At 65.4% G+C, this 22,116-nt stretch carries 1 protein-coding gene (only partly in view); it reads right to left on the reverse strand.

From position 1 onward, the window contains the following. The coding region annotated (locus tag A5736_RS19005) for a LuxR C-terminal-related transcriptional regulator (RefSeq protein ID WP_139333420.1) crosses the window boundary (this coding region is incomplete at its 3' end): on the reverse strand, positions 1-22,116 show 22,116 of its 42,121 nt. 20,005 nt of the annotated region lie beyond the right edge of the window.

Consider the following 22,116-nt stretch of genomic DNA (forward strand, 5'->3'; position numbering starts at 1 on the left):
CGCTGCCGAGGGCGGTTGCCTGTGGGTCCTCGCTTGTCGGAGAACCTCCCGGCGGTGGGCTGCGTGGCCGGCGCGGGCCCCGCGTGGCTGCAACCCAGGGATTGTCGGGGAGGCCATTCACCTCGCCGTCGCGCAGACTCCTTACCCCGCGCCAGATCACGCCCTTTAGCACACGACGGCCCAAATCGGGTTCCCTGTCCGTGGACTCGACGACGAGGGTTTTGGGCTCCGGCAGCCGATCTGGTTGGTTAGGATCCAACCCCGCCTTGATGTCCCGCAGACGCTTCCGGGCCTCGGGACTGATCTCCAACGAAAGTAGGCGCTCGCAGTTGTCGAGGACGCCGGCCCGGTACCTCGGTAGAGCTCGTGGATGACGGTCCAGGTCGAAGTAAGGAGCCCAGGCCACGCTCCCGTCCCTTTCAGCGAGCACCTGGATGCGATCAGCGCCGGAGCCCCTCCCGGAGTGGTCCTCGGCGCAGGATCGCCTGCCGTATCGGTCTAGCTCGAACAACAGCGCCTTGGAAAAGCCCCTGCCCCGAAACTCCTCGTCGTAGATTTCCACCCAGTGGAGATCGATGACCATGTTGTCCTCGGTGTCACGGCGAAAGAGCAGTTCGACGAAGCCAATTTCCTTCTTGCCGTAGAGGATCGGACCGGTCAAAGCAACGTCGTCGTCTCCCTCACCCTCTGACTCGATGGGCTTCAGCTCAAGGTGGTATGGCCTGTCCAGGCCGGACATGTCCTGAAGCCTGTACACGCCGGACAGGTCCCGGGCGAACTGGCGGACCCTCGCGCGATCGAATGGGTTGTCGACCACGTCGCCCAGCAGCTCCGCGTAATCGCTGTTCACCTCGCGGGTGGCGCGATCCTGGCTGCGATACTCCCGCTGTCCCTCGGATTCTGCGCCCTGAGACCGTGGCCGGGTCTGGGATACGCGCTCGACTGGGTGGTCGGAATCATCCCGGCGCCGGGAATGCCCTGGGCCCTGGCCGTCATTGTGTTGGCCCGCGGCGCTGACGTCTCCTTGTACGTCACCGATTTGGTCGGCGGCTGGCTGATGCGGCTGCGACTCGCTCGTATCTTGTTGCTGCGCAGGCGCATCAGGCGTCGACGGCGACGCGTCCGCATCGCTCCCGTCCGTTAACCGCGCGGCTTCCGGCGCGGCAGCACCCGGCAGGTAAAACGGCACCACGTTATCGACCGGAGCGAGGTCGTATTGTACGACCGCCCGTATCCAGATTCCTTCTCTATCATCAATTCCCGTGGACCAGCCCGTCACAGTTCCGCCCAATTCGGAAACGGAATTCTGAATCGTTTTGCCCACCGGAGTTTCCCTTGCCGCCAACCCGGCTGCTAAGGCAATTTGGGTTTTGAGGTTAATGATGCCGCGCATTCGGATCGTTGTGGGCTGAGCGATTCCTACGGCCCGCAGCGAGTCAGCCAGCATCTGTCCAGCCGTTCCCGGCGGTTGCGCCCCGCGATCGATATGAATCACTTTGATGCCGGCGCCTTCTGGTTCAAAATCGACGAGCGCTCGTGGATCTGTGCCGCCGACCTCGTTTGCCCAGTACGCGCGCCAGCCGCCAAAACCGGTTTCCTGTACAGATTGGGGAGCAGCGGCGCGGGCTGTGGGAGCGGCGGGGCCCAGCTGCGCCAAGCTCGCAACCCCGAGGGACCGATCCGGCAAGCCGCCCTGCAGGTCCATTTCAGCTAGGCCGGGTTCCTGCGCGGATTTTGGCGCCTCAGCCGGGGATCCCGGATCTAAGAATCCATACTGGTAGCAGATCGCCACTGCTTGGGCGCTGTCCTGTGCGCCCAGCTTGGCCAGGATCTGCGTGACGTGGTGCTTCACGGTGTCCTCAGCGATATGCAACTGGATGCCGATCTCTTTGTTTTCGAGCCCCTCGGGCAGCAGCTCCAGCACGTCGTGCTCGCGGTGGCTCAGTGCCCACCAGCCCAGCGGCGGGTCCCAGCGCGCGTCATCGATGGACAATTGACGCGCGAGGCCATACCGGAAGGCCAACTTCACGGCCTGGGCGCGGTCGCGGACATCCAGCTTCGCCAGGATCTGCGCGACGTGATCCTTGACGGTGCGCTCACCGATGTTCAACCGTTGGGCGATCTCTCGGCGGCGGGTGAGTCCCTCGGCGGCCATCACGATCAAAACCTCGAGCTCGCGGGGGCTTAACTCATCCAAGCCGCCCCCCAGCAGAGCTGGCGGGGCGTCGCCGGCGGACAGGTGCTCTGCCTCACCGGCGGAGCTGTCCGATCTGCCCGCCGGCACATGCTCGGCACTATGTTCGTGCGGCTCCAGTTCATCCGGACCGGCATCCTGTGGGGATGTTGGTGCGTCAGCCGGGGACCCCGAATTAAGGAACGTATACCGCAAGCACTTCGCCACCGCCTGGGCGCGGTCGTATGCGTCCAGCTTCGCCAGGATCTTTCCGACGCGGTTCTTGACGGTCTTCTCGGTGATCCCTAACTCCCGGGCGATCTCTTGGTAGCTGAGCTCCGTGGGCAGTAGCTCCAGCACGTCGTGCTCGCGTTCGGTCAGTTGCTCCCAGCCCTGCCGCAGTTCTGGGGGCGCGTCACGGGTGGGCAGCTGAGGTACGAGGCCATAGGTGTAGGCCAACTTCACGGCCTGGGCGCGGTTGCGGACGTGCAGCTTCGCCAGGATCTGCGCGACGTAACGCCTTACGGTCGGCTCACCAATGTTCAACCGTGTGGCGATCTCTCGGCGGGCTGTGACCGCCTCAGCGGCCATCACAATCAAAACCTCGAGCTCGCGGGGGCTTAACTCATCCAGTCCCCGCAGAGCTGGTGGGGCGTCGCCGGTAGACGAAGGTGTCGTGGGCTCCAGGTCTAGGAACCTAAACCGTAAGCACCACGCCACCGCCTGGGCGCGTCCGGGTGCACCCAGCTTCCCCAGGATCTGCGTGACGTAGTGCTTCACGGTCTTCTCAGCGATCTGCAGCCGAATGCCGATCTCTTCGTTTTCGAGCCCGGTGGGCAGCAGCTTTAGCACCTCGCGCTCGCGGTCGCTCAGTTCCCCCCAGCCCTGCCGCAGTTCCGGGGGGGCGTCGTCGGTGGTCAGCTGATGTACTAGGCCATACGTGTAGGCCACGACCATCGCCTGGATGCGGTTGCGCACAAGCAGCTTCGCCAGGATGTGCTCGATGTGGGCATTTGCGGTCGGCTCACTGATGTTCAACCGCGCGGCGATCTCTCGGCGGCTGGTGAGCCCCTCGGCGGCCATCACGATCAACACCTCGCACTCGCGGGGGGTCAACTTCTCCAGGCCGCCCCCCCGCGGGGCTGGTGGGGCGTCGCCGCTAGAGGAATCCCCGGCTTCACCGTCTTCGGGGCGGCCTATCTGTGCGACGTCGAATCCGCTTGGCTGGTCCGCGCTGGGGGGGTCGGTAATCAGCGATAGCGGGTAGCCGTCTTTGGTGAACAGCGCCGCCCAGCGGCGACGCGCTGAGGTCGTGTTCGGCGCGCGCTCTTGGGGGTTGAGTTTGCCCAGATCGATCAGCTTCACCGTGCGGACACCCTTGTACTGCCGGTCGTCTTCGCGGGCGGGGTCGTAGCGGACCCTCAGCACCCGCGAGTGCACATGTCCGGGCTTGCCCTGCTCGACCACCAACGCCCACACCCCGTCATCGCTGTGCTCACGAATGGGCTCCGAATCGGGAGTGTTGATCTCATCCATCCGGCGCATCGCTGCGGCCGCCCCGCGCAGCAACCGCTTGACGTCGTCCTCCCAGCCCGCCCCATCACCGTCGGGCAGCATGCGCCATTCCGTACCGGTATAGGCCCCGACAAACTCCACGGGAGCCCCGCGATCCCCACGGGCGTCTTGCGGTTGGAAGCCGACCCGCCGCCCACTGGCATCCAAGCGAGAACTCGCCCAGTCGAGCCCAAACCACTGAGATTCCCCGGACGATTGCGCCGGGTCGTGGTACTCGTCAAACCAAGCCGACACATACCCCCCGTCAGCGCCGCTGAACGCCACCCACACCGATCGCGCCGGGTCTGCCACCTCGGTCTCATCCACGCCCGTCACGCTCTCGTCCACAAAGTCGAGGACAACCTTCCCGGAGGCGTCAAACCCGGCAACCCACGAGTGCACGGACCCCAGATCCGCGCCGGCCAACGGTGATTGCACGATCGTGGCCCGCATGCCCGCACCGGCCAACCCCAACTCGGCGACCCGATCGCCGAGCAGCCGCTTAGCCTCAGCAACACTGCGCACCCGCACCACGGGCCCACCCTTGACCGCCTCCAAAACCGCCACCGTCGGCTCGGTCAGAACGCAGCCAGTGCGCTGTTCGGCCTCAACCAGCGCCACTACCAAACATTCACGTTCTGCCCGCTTGATCTGATGGCCCATCGTCACCAACTGGGCGCGGTTAGCTGCGCGCAGCTTCACTCGGATGTGTTCGACGTGCGTTTCGGCCGTTCTCACACTGATGTCCTGCCGATGGGCGATTTGTGTGTTGCTGAGCCCCTCGGCCAGCAGCAAAATCACGTCGCGCTCCCGGGGCGTCAGTCCAATCAGAAGCTTCCACAGGGCTTTTGGTGGGGCGCTCGGCTTAAGGAGCCCCCGCTGGTAGGCGATCGCCACCGCGTGGGCGGGGTCGTGCGCACCCAGCTTTCTCACGGTGCGACCGACATGGCCTTGTACGGTGTCCAGATCAAAACCCAACCGTTCGGCGATCTCTTCGTCGGCGAGCCCTTGGGCCACCAGCGAAATCACTTTGTGCTCGGGATCGGTCAGGAGCTCCCGCGGGGCTTTTGGCGCGTCGCCCGCTTCTGCCCGCTTGATCCGGTGGGCCATTGTCACCAGCTGGGCGTAGTTGGCCACATGCAGCTTCGCTAGGACGCGCTCGATGTGCTTTTCCGCGGTTCTCGCAGCGATATGCAACCGATGGGCGATTTGTTTGCTCCTGAGCCCCTCGGCCAGCAGTGAATACACGTCGCGCTCGCGGTCCGTCAGGTCGATCACGAGCTCCCGCTCGGCTTTTGGCGCTTCACCCGCGACTGCTAGTTTCCGCTGGAAGGCGATCGCCACCGCGTGGGCGCGGTTGTTTGCAGACAGCTTGTCCAGGATGTGTCCGACGTGGTCCTCCACCGTCCCCGCATGGATGGCCCACCGATGGGCGATCTCTTCGTTGGAAAGCCCCTCGATGACCAGCAGCTCGAGTACCTGCACTTCGCGGGGAGTCAGGCCCGCCTGCCGAGCCGCCACGACATCCACCCAGGCGCGATCGCCATGCTCGACACAGCACGAAAACACGTGCGACAACTGCGAATCCAGTCGCGCTACGAGATCGCTGTAACTGCGACGGAGGTCATTGATCATTTCGGCGTGGTCGACCAGCGCCTGCAGTTGCTCGGCGTCCATCGCGGGGGGATCCCCGACCGGCTCCGCTGCTCTTCGACGTGCAGCATCACGGAGGCCGATCACGAACTGCAGCTCCAACGAGTCTTCGAACAGATCACCGACTCGCACCCCATGCGATTGGGCGGCGTGCTCCATCCCCATGTCGCGTATCAAGTCCAGGATCGATGATTTCGCCCGTTCGTTGGCTGTCGCCAGCTCACCGAGCTCATTAGCCGCCGCAGTCAACCGATCGACTTTGCCGCGCCAATAATCGCGGGCAGCAACCGGTTTCGTAAGATCCTCGCCGGGATGGGCCGACCCAAGCGCCGCCACACGCGCTTTCCAATGATCCCGCTGGTGCTCCGCGGTGCGCAGCGCCTGCTGGAACGCCCCGATCTCGATGACTCTTTGCTCGATGCGAGCCAACTCGGGAATCGTTTCAATCAGCGCGTTGAGGTTCACGAACCGCTGACAATTCTCGATCATGTTCGCGACCGCGTCCGAGCCGCGGTCGGGAGACATCTTCAAAGCCTCTTTCACCGAATCCACGACGCGCACGGTTACCGCGGCCGCATCGCGGTCGAACGCCAAACGCAGCTTCTCGTACCCTAACGTCGCCAGGTGTTCCAGCGCCGAAACAACTTCCGGGTCTCGCAACCCCGCGATCACCACCCGGTGCGTCGCATCCCGCGCATCCGATAGCCGCGACAGCGCCGCGCTGCCGTCGAACAGCGCATCCGGCGACTCCCCGGCCCACGATGCCAGGTCTCGCACAAACCCCCGCAATGCGTTATGCAACATCGCATCCCGATCACGAAGGCTGGCGACCTGCGCCAACGAATCGGTATCTGCGGAATCAAGACCCGGCACCGGATCAGACTGTTGCGTCACATCCTCGACAGGAGGCGAGGTCGAGGTAGCGGGGGCGCCGCCCTCGTCACCGGCGTCGGGGGTGTCTGGCGAACCTGGTCCGGACGTCGGCGTGTCCGGAACAACGCATTCGCGGTCGTCGGGATCCGACGGATTTGCGACGCCATAGATGCGGGGTGGCTGGTCGGCGGTGGCGGCGACAGTGCGGGTAATGCGCACGTTGGCGGTGACGCGAGGTTGTCCGCTGTCGGCATCCCAGGTTACTGGCGTGCCCGCAGGTAGCCGCACGAACGCGAGCACCTCGTTCTTCGACACCGTTGGGATACCGCTCGCCAGGACAAGGTCGACCGACGTACTGGTGCCAGGCTGATAGTCGCCCGCGGGCGGTGCGCGCGCCACCATGACGTCGTAGCTCAATTTGCCCCCGTCAATAACGACTGCGGAATTGGCGGCCGGGTCGGTCAGGTCCGCGTGTACCGGCAGCAGTTCCCGGAGGGCCTCGGCCGCTTGACGCTCCCGGCCCTCGTCCTGACGACGGAGGTCTTCGGCTCGGCCCTCGTCCGCTGGGCGCTTCGGGTCCTCATCAGGCGGCGCCCTCGGGACGAGGTCCGCGAACTCGCTGTCCGCCAGACGCCGCTGATAGGTGTAGTCGCCCTCCTCGAAGAACAGCAGGCGGCGACCTCCGGCGGTGATTGCGACTGCGCGGTGGCCAATGGCGCGGGTCACGGCGATCGCCAGCGGGCCATTGGGCAGATCGGTGACAGCGTCCATAATCTCGTCGACGAACTGCGGCTGCGCCTCGGGCAGACAGGCGGTGAGTACCGCGCGGATGTCGGCGGCGGCCAACCGCAAATACTTCACCAGTGGTACCCGTGCCTCGTTTACCAACCGCACCAATTGTTCGCCCAGCCCAGGTATGTCGTCTGCGAACCTGACGAGATCGACGGGCGTCGGCAGCTGCGGGTGGTCGGGATCCAACCGCTGCATGAATTGATCAACAATCGGCTGCGCCTCGAGACTGACCTGATCAAGCAATTGGCGGATGCAGGCCCGAATAGTGCTCAGCGACCTAAGCAGCACTTCGCGATCGGGATACCAGGTACAGCCCAGATGGGCCCAAGCGCGGAACCCGATCTCTTCGGGGCGCAACACGACGCGATGAACGCCACATCGCGCGTAGTAACGCGCCAGCTCTCCAAACAGCGCTTTAGAGAACCCCTTGAACCTGAAACGCTCCTCCCAAATGCGTAACACGGGATGGGCGACCAGGTTGTCATCGCCGTCTAGGAAATAGTCGCAATGGAATTCTCCAATTACGTCAATCCCGTTGAGAATCCGACCGCTGACGGTCACTATGCCGTGGAATTCCTCAGCCTCCAGCTCGGCGCGAGCGGGCCCAATTTCGCCGGAGGAATCGGCGGCGAACTGGGTGAGCGCCGCCTCTGAAGGGTTGCGCAGCAGCTCGCGCAGGGTCTGGGCATAGTCGGTATTTACCTTGCGAGTGGGGTCCCCGGCGCGAGCACGGTATCCCCGCTGGCGCTGCAGGTAGTCGTCGCTGCCTGACGCTTGGACGCCTACGACGTCGCCGTGAGTGAGGTCGTCAGCGGCCACACCCGGCATCTCTACGCGGAACTCGGTCGGCAGCGGGTGGTCGACCCAGCTAATGTCGACCTCCTGTTCCAGGCTCCAGTCGTTGGCGCGCGTCTGGAGGATGACGACGTTATCGTCAAAATCGGTGTCGCGCTTGACGTGCAATTGCGTTGCACCACTGCGAGCAATAACCTCGTCGAGCGCAGGGGCGAGCTGATCGGTGTACTCGCGGCTGTCCAGTGCGCCTTCGATGATGAACTTCGCACTGACCGTGCTCGGCAGCTCAGTCGCCTCGGTGTCCGGTCCGCGGACGGTGCCGCTGCTAAACGGGCCGTCGACGTCTACGGGATCGGCGACATCGACCACGATCCGGTGCCAGTGATCGACGCCCTCGCCGCGCTTCACCTGATAGGTCGTCAGGGTCGGCATTCCTATTCCCGAAAGTGCTTGCCGCACTTCCGATTCGGTTAAGCCGGGATCGGAGTCCGTGCGGTCGGGACGCGAGTACTCGAGCCGCACGCGCAGAATGGGCCGCCCGTCCGCGTTCCCGGTGCGGGTGACGACGATCGCGGCGTCTTTCGCAGCAACCGGCTGGACCCGGTCGGCCAGCAGCAATGCGGCGTTTACGGCATCCCGCGACGACTGGTCGGACCCAGGCAGCTGGGCGGCGAGAGTGTCGGCGATCTCGATCGAGTTCCAGGGCTGCTCACCCGGGCGGATTACCAGCTCCCAGCGGAACCGGCGATATTTCAGCTCCATCTCTGTGGTGTGTATCTTGGCTTCTTCATACGCCTGCACCCACGTGTAGTTCGGGTCCTCCTGCAGCCGACGGGCGGTCTCCCACTGCCAAGCAGCATGATCAAGGCGCATCTCCCAGTTGTCGAGCAGCCAGCCAGGCGGAGTGTCGTGCCCGTATAGGGGATGGTGGAAGAACCCGTTTCCAACCAACCGATCGATGCCGCCCTGGCGGCTGCTGATGGCCAGCCGAGGACCCTCAACGCCTGGCGGCAAGGGCTCGGGCTCGTTGCCGTGGTCGTCCATCGCCTGCAACGCCTCGACTGCCTTGTTGACGCGGATGCCGAGATTGACCAACAACCGGCCGAGCAGCCGCAGCACGTGATACCGCCTGGACATGAGATCCTCAGCCACCAATTCGAGAGTCCGCTCGCAGGAATCGGCTTCCGACAGGGTGTGCAGGTCGGCCGCGGCGTTCCAGCAGGCGACGATCGCGGCGAGCTTGCCCTGTTCTGCGTCGACGATCTGCCAACGCCGCCGCAGGGCGTCGATGTCCTTCACCAACTGCTGCTTGGTTTCCTCGTTGAACCCAGTGGCGTGCACACCCAATGCCACGATCGTGGCTTCGAACAAGTCATCACCGCGATGAACGGCTTGAGCCACCACCAGGTTCGCCGTAGCCTTCTCGTCAAACCGTTCCGGATTGTCCCGATTGTTGCTTTCCCTGCCCTCGCCATAAATGTTGTCGGCCTTGGCGTCGGCCTTCAACGTCGCCATGAGCGCCCGCACGATCAACACGAGATCGAAGCCGAGGCGCCGCAGCATGCCGTTCTGCAGCATGGCATTTTTCAGAATGTGCCTCAGAGCCTCCGCGGCGCCGAAACCATTGTGGTAGAACGCCCGGACTTGGTGTTCCCACCGCTCGAACCGCCCGTAGAGGTGGTTGGCTCTGCCGATGTCCGGGTGGCCATACAGCACTCGGTTGGTGAAGAGGCCCTCGGCAATCTCCGGGATCGACGGGACGATCCACTTGCGGACGATTTCGTCCTGCCCCAGCTCCTGCAGCATCGCGATGAGCGGCCGTAGCATCTCGGTGATCTGAGCGATCTCGTGCGCGAGCACTTCGGGCGAGAGCTTGGTCGTCGGGTCCAGTAGGCGATTCTTGATCCAGTCGGCCGCTTCGATGTAGCGCTGGAGGCCGCGCGACCCGCCGTGCTCCTGATCCAACCAATACGAGTCAGCCAGTATGGCAACGTTTTTCACGTTTTCGGCCAGTTCGGTCGCGTGCACTCCGGCCGGGGGCTGCCACGATCTGCTCCGCAGATCCTCGTGCGACACCAAACCGCGCCAGCCGGACGACACGCGCACCCGGTCCCGCGCCAGCACTGGATTGCCGTAATTGTTGCCCACCGGCGTCCACCCTTCGGTGTTCGCTAAGCGCTCGTAGAGTTCCTCGGGCACCGACAGTTCGATGACGTCGTCCGCGCCGGGCGGACGGCGCCCCAGCGCCTGCTCGATCGCCGCGTCGCCGACGACAACGGCCTGTTCGGCCAATACCTGATCCAGGCTGTCGATGCCGGCGGGGCCACCGCCCTCCTGCGGAAGGCCTTCGCCGGACTCCGGCTTGCTTTCGTCGGCCGCATTGCCGCGCGGATCGGTTTCTGCCGCCGCGGGGGCTCGGGTTGCAGGCCGCGGGCCAGGCTGCCTCGGCGCCTCGCGCTGATCTATCGGGATACCGGCAGCGTCGGTGGCCGGAGGCGCTGGATCCTCAGCGGACTGTTGCTGGCGCCGCGCTGCCACCGACCGGAATCGACAGGCCATCGCCGCCAGGTGCACATTGTTGCGTGCACGCAACGTCGTCCGCATATTCTGGGCATACCCGCGCACGGTGCCTGCACTGATGGACAGCTGAGCGGCGATCTCTTTGATGCTGCGTCCCTCGCCCAGCGCCATAAACACGTCGCGCTCACGCGGCATCAGCAGCTCCACGCGAGCCTCAACTTCCAGCGTGTCCTCAGGAGACCCCGGATCTAGTAGGCCGCTCTGCAACGCGAGCACCACCAAGTGGGCGCGGTCGCGCGCGCCCAGCCGGTTTGTCCAGTCCACGACGTGTTCGCGCACGGCGCCCTCAGTGGCACCCAAGAATCCGGCGATCTCGCCGTTGGAGTCCCCCTCCGCCACGCGCGACAGCACTCGAGGATCGGGCCCCTGCGGGCGCTCGACGGCGACCACGGGCCTGTCGGCCTCAACACCGGATGCCGCCGCATCCTGAGCGGACTGTTGCCCGCGCCCCACTACCACCGACCGGAACCGACAGGCCATCGCCGCCAGGTGCGCATCGTTGCGTGCAAGCAGCGTCATCCGCACACGCGAGACATGGGTACCTGCGGTACTTAGAGCCATGGACAACCGATCGGCGATCTCGTCGATGCTGCGCCCCGCGCCCAGCTCCAAGAACACCTCGCACTCGCGCGCCGTCAGCCGCTCCAGCCGCATCCGAAGGTCGTCGGACAGCTCCTCAGCAGACCCCGGATCTACTAGGCCGCTCTGCACAGCGAGCACCACCAAGTGGGCGCGGTCACCATCGCGCGCGCCCAGCCGGTTCGTCCAGTCCACGACCCGCTGCCCCACATCGCGCACCGTGAGACCCAACGACTCGGCGATCTCGCCGTCGGAGTCCCCCTCCGCCACGGCCGACAGCACCGGATCGGGCCCCTGCAGGAGCCGGCTCGTCGACGCCTCGCCTGCCGGCTCGTCGTCGGCGCTCTCTGGTGCGCCCGGCGCTGAGTCCTGAGCGGACTGTTGCTGGCGCCCCAGTACCAGCCGCCTGCTTCGACTAGCCATCGCCGCCAGGTGCAGGTTGTTGCGTGCAAGCAGCGTCGCCCGCACACCGTCGAGACGGACACGCACGTTGGCTACAGAGCAGGACAACTGAGCGGCGATCTCCTTGATACTGTGCCCCTCGCCCAGCGCCGTATAGACCTCGCGCTCACGCCGCGTCAGGCGCTCCAGGCGCGCCTGACCGTCGGGGGTGTCCTCGGGAGACCCCGGATCTACCAGGCCGCTCTGGACAGCGAGCACCACCAAGTGGGCGCGGTCGCGCGCGCCCAGCCTGTTCTCCCAAGACTCGACGCGCGTGCTCACGTCGCCCACACCCAGACCCAACAACTCGGCGATCTCGTCGTCGGAGCAACCGTCGACCACGAGCGACAGCACAGAGACGTCGGGGACCTTCGGGCGCTCGACGGCGACCACGGGCCTGTCGGGCGCCCCGCCACCGTCTTCAGAGGCCGGATGCTCCTCCCCGGGTGGTATGTCGGCGTTGGCAGTCGCCGAGGGTCCTGGCGCGTGAGGCCGGGATTGCGATGGTTGCACACGCAGCACGCGTAGCTTGTAGGCGCATGCCACCAGCTGAGCATTGGTTTCTATGAGCTGTTCTGCGGCTGGCTGCATCGCCGTCTTGGCGTCGCGGATAACCCTTTTAATGACGTCAGTCGGCACCCTGAGTTCCGCGGCGATTTGTTGCTCATTTCGTCCGATCGCCAGCCGCTCGATCACCCTGCGTTGGCCCCCGGTCGGCTCAAACGGCCTTTTCCCACGTTTCGGCGGATGCACTAGGCGGAGGTTGTACGCCATGTCCACCAGGTGGGCGTCAGTAAATGCGCCAAGCTTCGCCTTGGCGCTGCTCAGGTACGTTTTCACGAGTTCCGGGTCGACGTTCAGCGTGGCGGCGATCTGCTCGTGGTTCAAGGCCCGACCCAGCAGCTGTACCACCTGCCGTTCGGGCCGCAGCAGAACCCGTCTCGCCCGCGCGGCGTCCGCGACCTCTGGTGAGCCCGGCGAGGAATCCTGAGCGGACTGTCGTAGGCGCCCCACTACTACCGACCGGAACCGGCAGATCATCGCCGCCAGGTGCACGTCGTTGCGTGCAAGCAGCTGCGCCCGCGCCTGGTTGAGGTAGTAACGCACGGTCTTTGCAGAGATGGACAACCCAGCGGCAATCTCTTTGATGCTCTGGCCCTCACCCAGCGCCAAAGACACCTCGCACAGGCGCGCCGTCAGCCGCTCCAGCCGCGTCCGAAGGTCGTCGGACAGGTCCTCAGCAGACCCCGGATCTAGTAGGCCGCTCTGCACAGCGAGCACCACCAAGTGGGCGCGGTCACCATCGCGCGCGCCCAGCCGCTTCGTCCAGTCCACGACCCGCTGCCCCACGTCGCCCACCGTGAGACCCAACAACTCGGCGATCTGGTCGTCGGAGTCCCCTTCCGCCACGCGCGACAGCACCGGATCGGGCCCCTGCAGGAGCCGGCTCGTCGCCGCCTCGCCTGCCGGCTCGTCGTCGGCGCTCTCTGGTGCGCCCGGCGCTGAGTCCTGAGCGGACTGTTGCTGGCGCCCCAGTAGCAGCCGCCTGCTTCGACTAGCCATCGCCGCCAGGTGCAGGTTGTTGCGTGCAAGCAGCGTCACCCGCACACCATCGAGATGGACACGCACGTTGCCTACAGAGCAGGACAACTGAGCGGCGATCTCCTTGATACTGTGCCCCTCGCCCAGCGCCGTATAGACCTCGCGCTCACGCCGCGTCAGGCGCTTCAGGCGCGCCTGACCGTCGGGGGTGTCCTCGGGAGACCCCGGATCTACCAGGCCGCTCTGGACAGCGAGCACCACCAAGTGGGCGCGGTCGCGCGCGCCCAGCCTGTTCTCCCAAGATTCGACGCGCGTGCTCACGTCGCCCACACCCAGACCCAACAACTCGGCGATTTCGTCGTCGGGGCAACCGTCGACCACGAGCGACAGCACAAGGTCGGGGCCCTTCGGGCGCTCGACGGTGACCACGGGCACGTCGGGCGCCCCGCCACGGTCGCCCGGCTCCGCTGCGCGATCACCAGCACCACGATCACCGCCGCTGCCGCTGCCGGCCATCTCCGGCGATGGGTCCGAAACGTCGCCGCTACTGCCGTGGTGGGCGGCGGTCTCCACAATCTCTGCCGCCGCATCACCGTCGTCGCCCTTATCGAGCGCTCGTGAGTGGTCTTTCACCTCGATGCGATGGTCGGAAACGGGATTTCCGTGCTCGTCCTCGATTTCGCGGCTTTTCAGCATGCCCTCAACGGCGCCGGGCACATGCCGCAAGAAATCGAAGACGATCCGCGGTGGCTTCCTGTTGACCCAGTATTCCTTGTTAAAAAAGGAGACCAGAAGTTGCTTCTCGCCTTGGTCTCCCAGCTCAGTTTTCTGCTTGAGTAGCCGGCGGGATGGTTTGGTTTTCACCTCATGCCACACTCGGCCACCATCGGTGACGAGGTCGACCTCGGCGTCGAGAACACCCAACGTCGGGTGCTCAGCGGTCACCTTCTGGGACACCGCGTCGATCCGATCGAATCCTTCGGCCAACCCAATCTCACCCAGCAAACCCTGGAGGGTTCCCACTAGACCGTCTTTCCGGGGCAGTTGCGCGGTGTCGGGGGTGATCGGCTGTCCCCTGGAGTTCTTGCCTTCGAAAACTTGGGCAAGCGATTCGGCCAGACCCCGACGAATGGCCGCGATCTGGTCGAGCCATCGCTGACCGCCCCTGTCCACCAGGCCCTCATGCCTCTCCAGCAGGGCCTGCACCCGTGTTTCGGCATCAGCCAGCTCCACGAGCACGGCGACCAGTGCGTCGATGCCGAAACGCTGATCCGCACCCAGCGACGGGTCTATCTCGAGGGCGAGCCCATGCTCGACGCGATAGATACACGCCAACCAATCCACAAAGTTGGACTTAGCCCGCCGCGCACGCCCAAGCCACTTCCCCACCCACGCCTCTGTGGACTCCGCCGCCAGACGTTCAATCAGCCGGCGCGCGCGCTCAGTGCTCAGGAACGCCGCCCAGCCCTCATCGTCGACGATCCCGGACGCCGGGTCTCTGAGGAACCCCCGACGCACTTGCACAGCACGCTGCTCGCGGAATTCCCAATAGCGCTCCTGGACAAGGTCTTTCGCTAGTCCGATGGCACCGGAATCGGTGCCCACACTTTCGATTTCCGCATCGATGCGGTCGAGTTCTGCTGGTCCGCTGGTGGTTTCGCCGGGACTGGCTGTGTTGCCGGGCTTATCCTCATCGGCGGTCGACCCGCGGGCCTCACCGGCAGCTGAATCGTTGTCGCCGGTGGGCCTTTGGGATGCAGCCACCCGGCGCATCGCCTCGTCCGCCAGGATGAACGCCGGTGCTAGCAGCCGCAATTGGCCGTAAGCCACCCGCTGTGTGTCGTTCATTACTCTGGCTGCCACGCCACGATCCAGTGTGAGGTCGATGTTCATTGCATCGAGGCCGTCTGAATGACTGACCAGCTCGCTCAACCACGGAATGTCATCGGCCAACTCCTGGATTCTTGTGGCCAGCTTCATCCACCAGGTCACCGCGCCCGCGAGCGACTCCTCCCGGTGTTCTTGCCCACGGGCCGTGTCCGCGCGTTCGGCACCGAAGCGCTGCCGATCGCCGTGCGCCTCACGCCCAACGTCGCTACCCGCGAGCCAGTCGCCGATCCGTTCGATTGCCTCGTCACTAATGAATTGTCGGCGGGCCCACCCGGATTCATCAGGCGCGACTAGCCACCACCGGGAATCCTCGCGCAGCAAACGCCACGTGCCATCGGGGCCGGCAATCTCATAAACAACGCTGGCGTCAGTATCACCGACCGGCCTCCACCACGACCCCGTTGCATTATCCAGCCCACCGTCGGCGCTTATCACGGCCTCATCGGCGACCCCGACCAACTCCGGGCCGAGCATGGTGATCAGACGCCTCAGCCGGTGATATTGCTGAGTCGCCTCCACCAACGGACTTTTGCCGTGGCCACCCCAGGCGATGCGATGGTCAATATCGCGCAGTGCCGACCACTGGCTGGCAGGTGTCAACAACCGCTCCGGGTAAGTGCCGCCCCATCCCCGCGCAAGTTCACGCACCAATCGCTTAAGTTGAAAAAGCTGCTCATCCAGGCCAGGACGGTGCTCGTAGTCGGCCGGCGCGGCACCGGACTGTTCGCCGGCCGTCGCTGCGCTTGTGGCGTCGAGGTTTTCGGCATCGTCGCGTTGCGCCTGATTTAGCCAGCGCACCTGCTGGCGCGCGGCCTCCACCTCCGCGTGCGCCGCGACGGTTCTTTGAGCCAAATCCCGGTCTCGCCAGAACAAACCCACGTCCAACAACAGCGGCAATCGCAGCATCAGCGGGAGTTCCCGGATCGTCTCCTGCTGCTCCGTCGACATAGTGGCGAGCGCCTCGTCCAGCAGGTGCCTGAGGGCGACTTCCTTTTCCGACGCCCAGCTGTGAGCTTGCTGCGCAGTGGTGCCAGGCTCCCCCGCCTCCAAAGTCTCCTGCTGCTGACGGTAGACACGTTCCCTACCGAGAGCCATCAGATATTCCGCCAGCAACTCGGTGACCCTGCTGTACTCCGTTGGCTGGTCAACTAACAAAGTCCGGGCAGCATCACGTACCTGGTCATCCGCCAACGCATTCAGCAGCTTTCGCGGCGTCGAAACCGCCTCAGCAACATCAACATTGATCGGCAACCCGCTGAGCCACTGCACCAACCCGGCTTGGGCCGCGCCCATACGTTGCCGCGCATCGTGCACCTGCTGCCCGGCGTACTCACTCTGACTGCTCGACTCGTGGTCGCGGCGGGCTTCCTCGAGCGCCAACTGCGACCAGTACGCCTGCTGGCGGGCAGCTTCAAATCGCAGATGCGCCTTGATGGCCCTTCGGGCCACTTCGCGGTCGTCGCCACCGTTCCAGAACAACCCCGCGATCTCCCCCCACAACCGCGGCACCAGGGACCGCCGCGGGATTCCGCGAAGGTGCGACCCCACCACGGGCCATACCTCGGCGAGCAAAGCCAACATCAGGTCGAGGCCAGTTTCCGCTTGTGACACCAAATCCCGCGCCCTCTGCGATTTGGCCTCTAACTCAGCTAGCTGGACCCCTGCTCTGTCCTCAGCCTGCAAATCGCGTTGCCGCTGCTGGTATGTTTCCTTCCGATCGACGGCCATCAGATACCGACCTAGCAGTTCAGCGAACTCGGCAAAGGCCTGGCTTACCGCGCTGCTTTCCAACGCGTCCAGCAGGTGATCCACCGATGAAACCGCCTGAGCGACATCAATATTGATCGGCAACGCGCCCAACCTCTGCGCCAGTGCATCGGTCAAGTCGTCGATTTTTCGCTGCGCGTCCTCGACCTGGCGCGTGGCGTACTCAAGCTCATTGGCCGGCTCAAGCCCAACCGCGTCGGATGCCGCGTGACCGGCGTGATCCAGGCCCGGCACGTCCGACATATCACCTTGGCCGACAGGCGAATTGGTTTCTGAATCAGAGTCCGAGCCGGTCGTCGAGTCATCCGAGTCGCCCGGCGTGTGGCCGCCGCCGGACCCGCCGGACCGCCCCGATCTCGTGAAGCGGGACCCACGCGCACCCGGAGGCTCGTCCGCGGGATCTCTACTCGCATGGCGCCCAGAGTCCCGATCCGGAAAGCGGCGCCCGAGCCCGCCATCGGATTTCGGCCCCTCCCGGCCCTCGGCTGCAGGATTGCCACGTTCCTGCCGCCCGATCCGACAGGCTATCGCCGCCAGGTGCGCGTCGTTGCGTGCAAGCAGCGTTGCCCGCGCACCCACGAGGAACGTACGCACGGTGCCTACAGCGACGAACAATCGAGTGGCGATCTCTTGGATGCTGTACCCCTCGCCCAGCGCCAAAAACGCCTGGCGCTCGCGCGGCCTCAGCCGCTCCAGGCGCGTCCGAAGGTCGTCCGGCAGGTCCTCGGGAGACCCCGAATCTAGTAGGCCGCTCTGGATAGCGAGCACCGCCAAGTGGGCGCGGTCACCATCGCGCGCACCCAGCCTGTTCGTCGCGTCCGCGACGCGCCTTCTCACGTCGCCGACAGTGAGACCCAAGAATCCGGCGATGTCGACGTCAGAGTCCCCCTCCGCCACGAGCGACAGCACTTGAGGATCGGGCCCCTGCAGGACCGGGCTCGTCGGCGCCGCCACCACCCACCCGAACCGACAGGCCATCGCCGCCAGGTGCGCGTCGTTGCGTGCAAGCAGCCGCGCCCGCGCCCGACTGAGGTGGTCATACACAGTCGTTGGATCGATTGACAACCCAGCGGCCATCTCTTCGATGCTGCGTCCCTCGCCCAGGGCCAAAAACACCTCGCACTGGCGTGGCGTCAGCAGCTCCAGGCAAGCCCGAAGGTCGTCGGGCAGGTCCGCCGGAGACCCCGGATCTAGTAGGCCGTTCAGCACAGCGAGCACCACCAAGTGGGCGCGGTCACCATCGCGCGCGCCCAGCCTGTTCGTCCAGTCCGCGACCCGCTGCCCCACGTCGTCCACATCCAGACCCAACAACCCGGCGATCTCGCGGTTGGTATCCCCCTCCGCCACGCGCGACAGCACCGGATCGCGCTCCTCCGGGCGCTCGACGGCGACCACGGGCACGTCGAGCCCCTCGCTACCGGGCTCGGAGGCCGGGTGCTCCTCCGAGGCTGGTATGCCAGCGTCGACCACCGCCGAGGGTTCCGCCGCATCGGCCCCGGGTCGCGAACGTGGCACACGCAGCTCGTGTAGCTCGTAGGCGCGTGCCACCAGCTGCGCATTGGTCTTTATGAGCTGCCCTCCGGCTGTGTGCATCGCTGTCATCGCGCGGCCGATGACTTTCGTAATGACGTCAGTCGGCACCCTGAATTTCGCGGCGATTTGTTGCTCATTTCGTCCGATCGCCAGCCTCGCGATCACGGTGCGTTGGAAACCGGTCAGCTTCACCCGGCTCTGCGCGCGTTTCGGCGGATGCACCAGGCCGAGGTGGTAGGCCATGTCCACCAGGTGGGCGTCAGTAACTGCGCCAAGCTTCGCCCTGGCGCTGCTCAGGTACATTTTCACGAGTTCGGGGTCGACGTTCAGCGTGGCGGCGATCTGCTTGTAGTTCAAGGCCCGACCCAGCAGCCGCACCATCTCCAGTTCGAGCCGCAGCAGGACGCGGCTCGCCGGCGCGGCGTCCGGAGCGTCGGGCATCCCGGCACCGATTTGGCCGGCAGGCAAATCCTTAATCGGATCGAGGCCCTCGAACCCGGTCCTCGAGTTGTCCGAGTCGCCCGGGGTGCGATCGCCGCCGCCGGATGCGCCGGACCCCCGCGATCTCCTCAAGCGGGGCCCACGCGCACCTCGGCCGAGCTTGTCCTCGGGCTCCTCGGGATCGCGAGACGCATGGCGCCCAACGTCAGGACCGAAACCCCGCAGTCCTGACCGTTCCGGACCCTCCGGGCCCTCAGTGCGCGCACCCGCCGGCGACGAAATGGCGTCATCACCAACGCCGAGACTCTGCTCTGAGGACGCCGACGACCCGCCAAACTCGGCCAGCAGGCGCGCACTGTCGATCGGCATAACACGCGGTGTCGGTGCGCCGTCATCCAACAGCACCGCCGCCTGCCATACACCGCCTCGGCCGGCATCCCGTGAGGGCGACCAGCGCGTCCACTCTCGGTCCAGCTGCTGCGGATCCCACTCCCAGACCAGTGTCTTGTTGCGGTCAGAGGTGATCCTCCACAGCACCGCGTGACCGTCCCGATCGTTCTCGGCGGGAGGTTTGACGACCATTGCCCACAATCCGACGCCGTGCCCGGGCTGCTGTTGCCCGCGAATCATCTTGGCCCACAACCCCAAACCGACGCGCAACATGAGACCGTCCGGGTATCGGCCGAACACTGGCCTGGTCGCCCGCGGTCCGGTGATGGCCTGCTGCGCCACCTCAACATCGACCGCTGTCCGGCCGGCCAAATCCCACTCCAGTACCGTCGCCTCGGTGTCGGTGTCGCGACCCGATGACAACTGCTCGGCCAGCTTCTGCACCACCGCCCGCAAACTAGCGAGGCTCCCACCTGGGCTGTAGCCAGTCAGCCTTTGGGCGCCGGGAAGATATTGCTGCAGCACGCCCAGTCCTGCCTCGCCGAGCCACGCTCGCGTGGGCGGCACCAGCATCTGGTTCTGCGGGAACAACCGCCTTGCGATACGCCAAGCCGAGACCTCATCGCGGATCGCGCTGTTGTGGCGACCTACCGTGTACACGGCGATGGGTGCACCTCGATACCGGACGAGGAACGTCAGAGGCGCCAACGGGTCGTACTTGAGGTGATCCCAGGGCGGCATGTTCCAGATGCTCACGGGCCGCGACGGATCGAACTCGTCCTTGGCGTCGACGGGGTGAAGCGTCTGGGAGAACTTGACAACGCCGTGATGTCCTCCATCCCACGTCACGACGTCACTGTCACGCACCCGCACTGGCTCGGGTGTGTCGACCGGCACCGCGTTGACCCGCACGCCATCAGATGGATCGGCCTCCAGCCACACCGCGCGGTCCTCGTCCAACCGCAACGCGACCGCAGCGAACGCGAGGCTGTTGCCGGCTGGCCCGGTCCAAACAACACCGACGTCTTGCCCTTTTCGCAATCGTGCTGAATGCAGCTCGGGCGTGAAGCCGTGCGCGTGGTCTACGAGCACACACACGATCGGCTCGGTGCCGCCCAGAAGCCGCCGGAGCCTGCGCAACAGGAGCGGCTCGGATTCGACACCGGGTTCTCGGGCGTTTGGAGCTATCTCGGGTGGCCCGACCACATAGCGCACCTCGCCGATCCCGACGAGATCACCGTGTTCGGGGGTTTGCAAAACCCCCACCCCGCTGTCGTTGTTTTCGGCTAGAACCTGGCCGCCCATCAACCGATAACCCCCACGAGTGAGCACGCATCGCGCAAAATGCATGACGACGGCGACGAATTCCCGTTGGTTTTCTGCGGCCCACCACAGAGGATTGCCGCGGTGATCAACGTCCACCAAGACGTCGCCGGGCATGTTCTCCACCGACACGACCCGATGCCTGGTCGCGTTGGATCTCGACATTGCCGCACGAAGATCTATGCGGCCAGAAATGTCGAGTAGATCCCCCTCGGGGGTTCGCACAGCACTGTGAACCGGCACCCGTCGCCCGTCGGCTTCGCGATCCAGCGTCACGATGTCCCAGCCGGTCAGATACTGCATCGCAGCAGCCAAATGGTGGCAGCACTTGTTACCGAAAAATTCGTCGGCGTCATCGTCGATGGTATTTGGGGTAAACCAAAACCTCCGCTGGCCATTGGAACTCGGCGCATCGGCATGCCAACCGATTGGTCCAGAGATATCGAGCACTGAAGGACTACTACGCCAGCTTTCGTCCCCGTGGAAGATTGCCGACAACCCGACAGCGCGGTCGCCGCTACTGCCGCTCGAACCGTCAGAAACAGGTGGCGGCAAAGGGTCTATATCGTCCGCGCCAGCCGCGTTATCTGCGCTGTCGGTGGCGCGGGGATCGGTGTCGGCCGCCGCGAGTGTTCGATTTGCCGACGATTCATCCGGGTCTGCCGGCGAAACCCGTTGCGGCGATGCCTCATCGGCGTCGTTCTGTGCTTGGGCAACATCGCCCTCGACGGTGACCGTGCCGTTAGGCTCGCGCTGCGCCGCCGCGGCGTCGGCTTCGCCAACATCGCCCACCGTGAGACCTAACGACTCGGCGATCTCATCGTCGGAGTCCCCCTCCGCCACGCGCGACAGCACCGGATCGCGGTCCTCCGGGCGCTCGACGGCGACTACGCGCATGTCAGCCCCGGCAACGGATGTCGTCGCCTCGCCTGCCGGCTCGGCGTCAGCGGTCTCGGGCGAGCCCGACGAAGAATCCGGAGTGGACTGTTGCAGGCGTCCCACTACGACCGACCGGAACCGCCAGGCCATCGCCGCCAAATGCGCATCGTTGCGTGCATGCAGCGTCATCCGCACATGCAAGACATGCTTACGCACGGTGCGTACAGCCATGGACGACCGACCGGCGATCTCTTCGACGCTCTGCCCCGCACCCAGCGCCACAAAGACCTCGCACTCGCGCGCCGTCAGCCGCTCCAGCCGCGTCCGAAGGTCGTCGGACAGGTCCTCAGCAGACCCCGAATCTATTAGGCCGCTCTGCAATGCAAGCACCACCAAGTGGGCGCGGTCGCGCAAGTGGGCGCGGACGCGGTAGCGCGCGCCCAGCCTGTTGTTCCAGTACCCGACGCGCCGTCTCACATCGCCCACCGTGAGACCCAACGACTCGGCGATCTCATCGTCGGAGTCCCCCTCCGCCACGCGCGACAGCACCGGATCGCGGTCCTCCGGGCGCTCGACGGCGACCACGGGCACGTCGGGCATCCCGGCACCGATTTGGCCGACAGGCAAATCCTTATTCGGATCGAGGCCCTCGAACCCGGTCCTCGAGTTGTCCGAGTCGCCCGGGCTGTGATCGCCGCCGCCGGATGCGCCGGACCCCGTCGATATCCCCAAGCGGGCCCCACGCGCACCTCGGCCGAGCCTGTCCTCGGGGTCCGCGGGGTCGCGAGACGCACTGCGCTGAGCGTCCGAACCGAAACCGCGCAGTCCACCGCCTGGTTCCGGACCCTCCGGACCAGCAGGGCCGTCCACCACGATCTGTGTGGGAAGCTGGTCTGTCAGCTCGGATACCG

It is taken from the genome of Mycobacterium sp. SP-6446 (genome assembly GCF_001954045.1).
In the GTDB taxonomy this organism is placed as follows: Bacteria; Actinomycetota; Actinomycetes; order Mycobacteriales; family Mycobacteriaceae; genus Mycobacterium.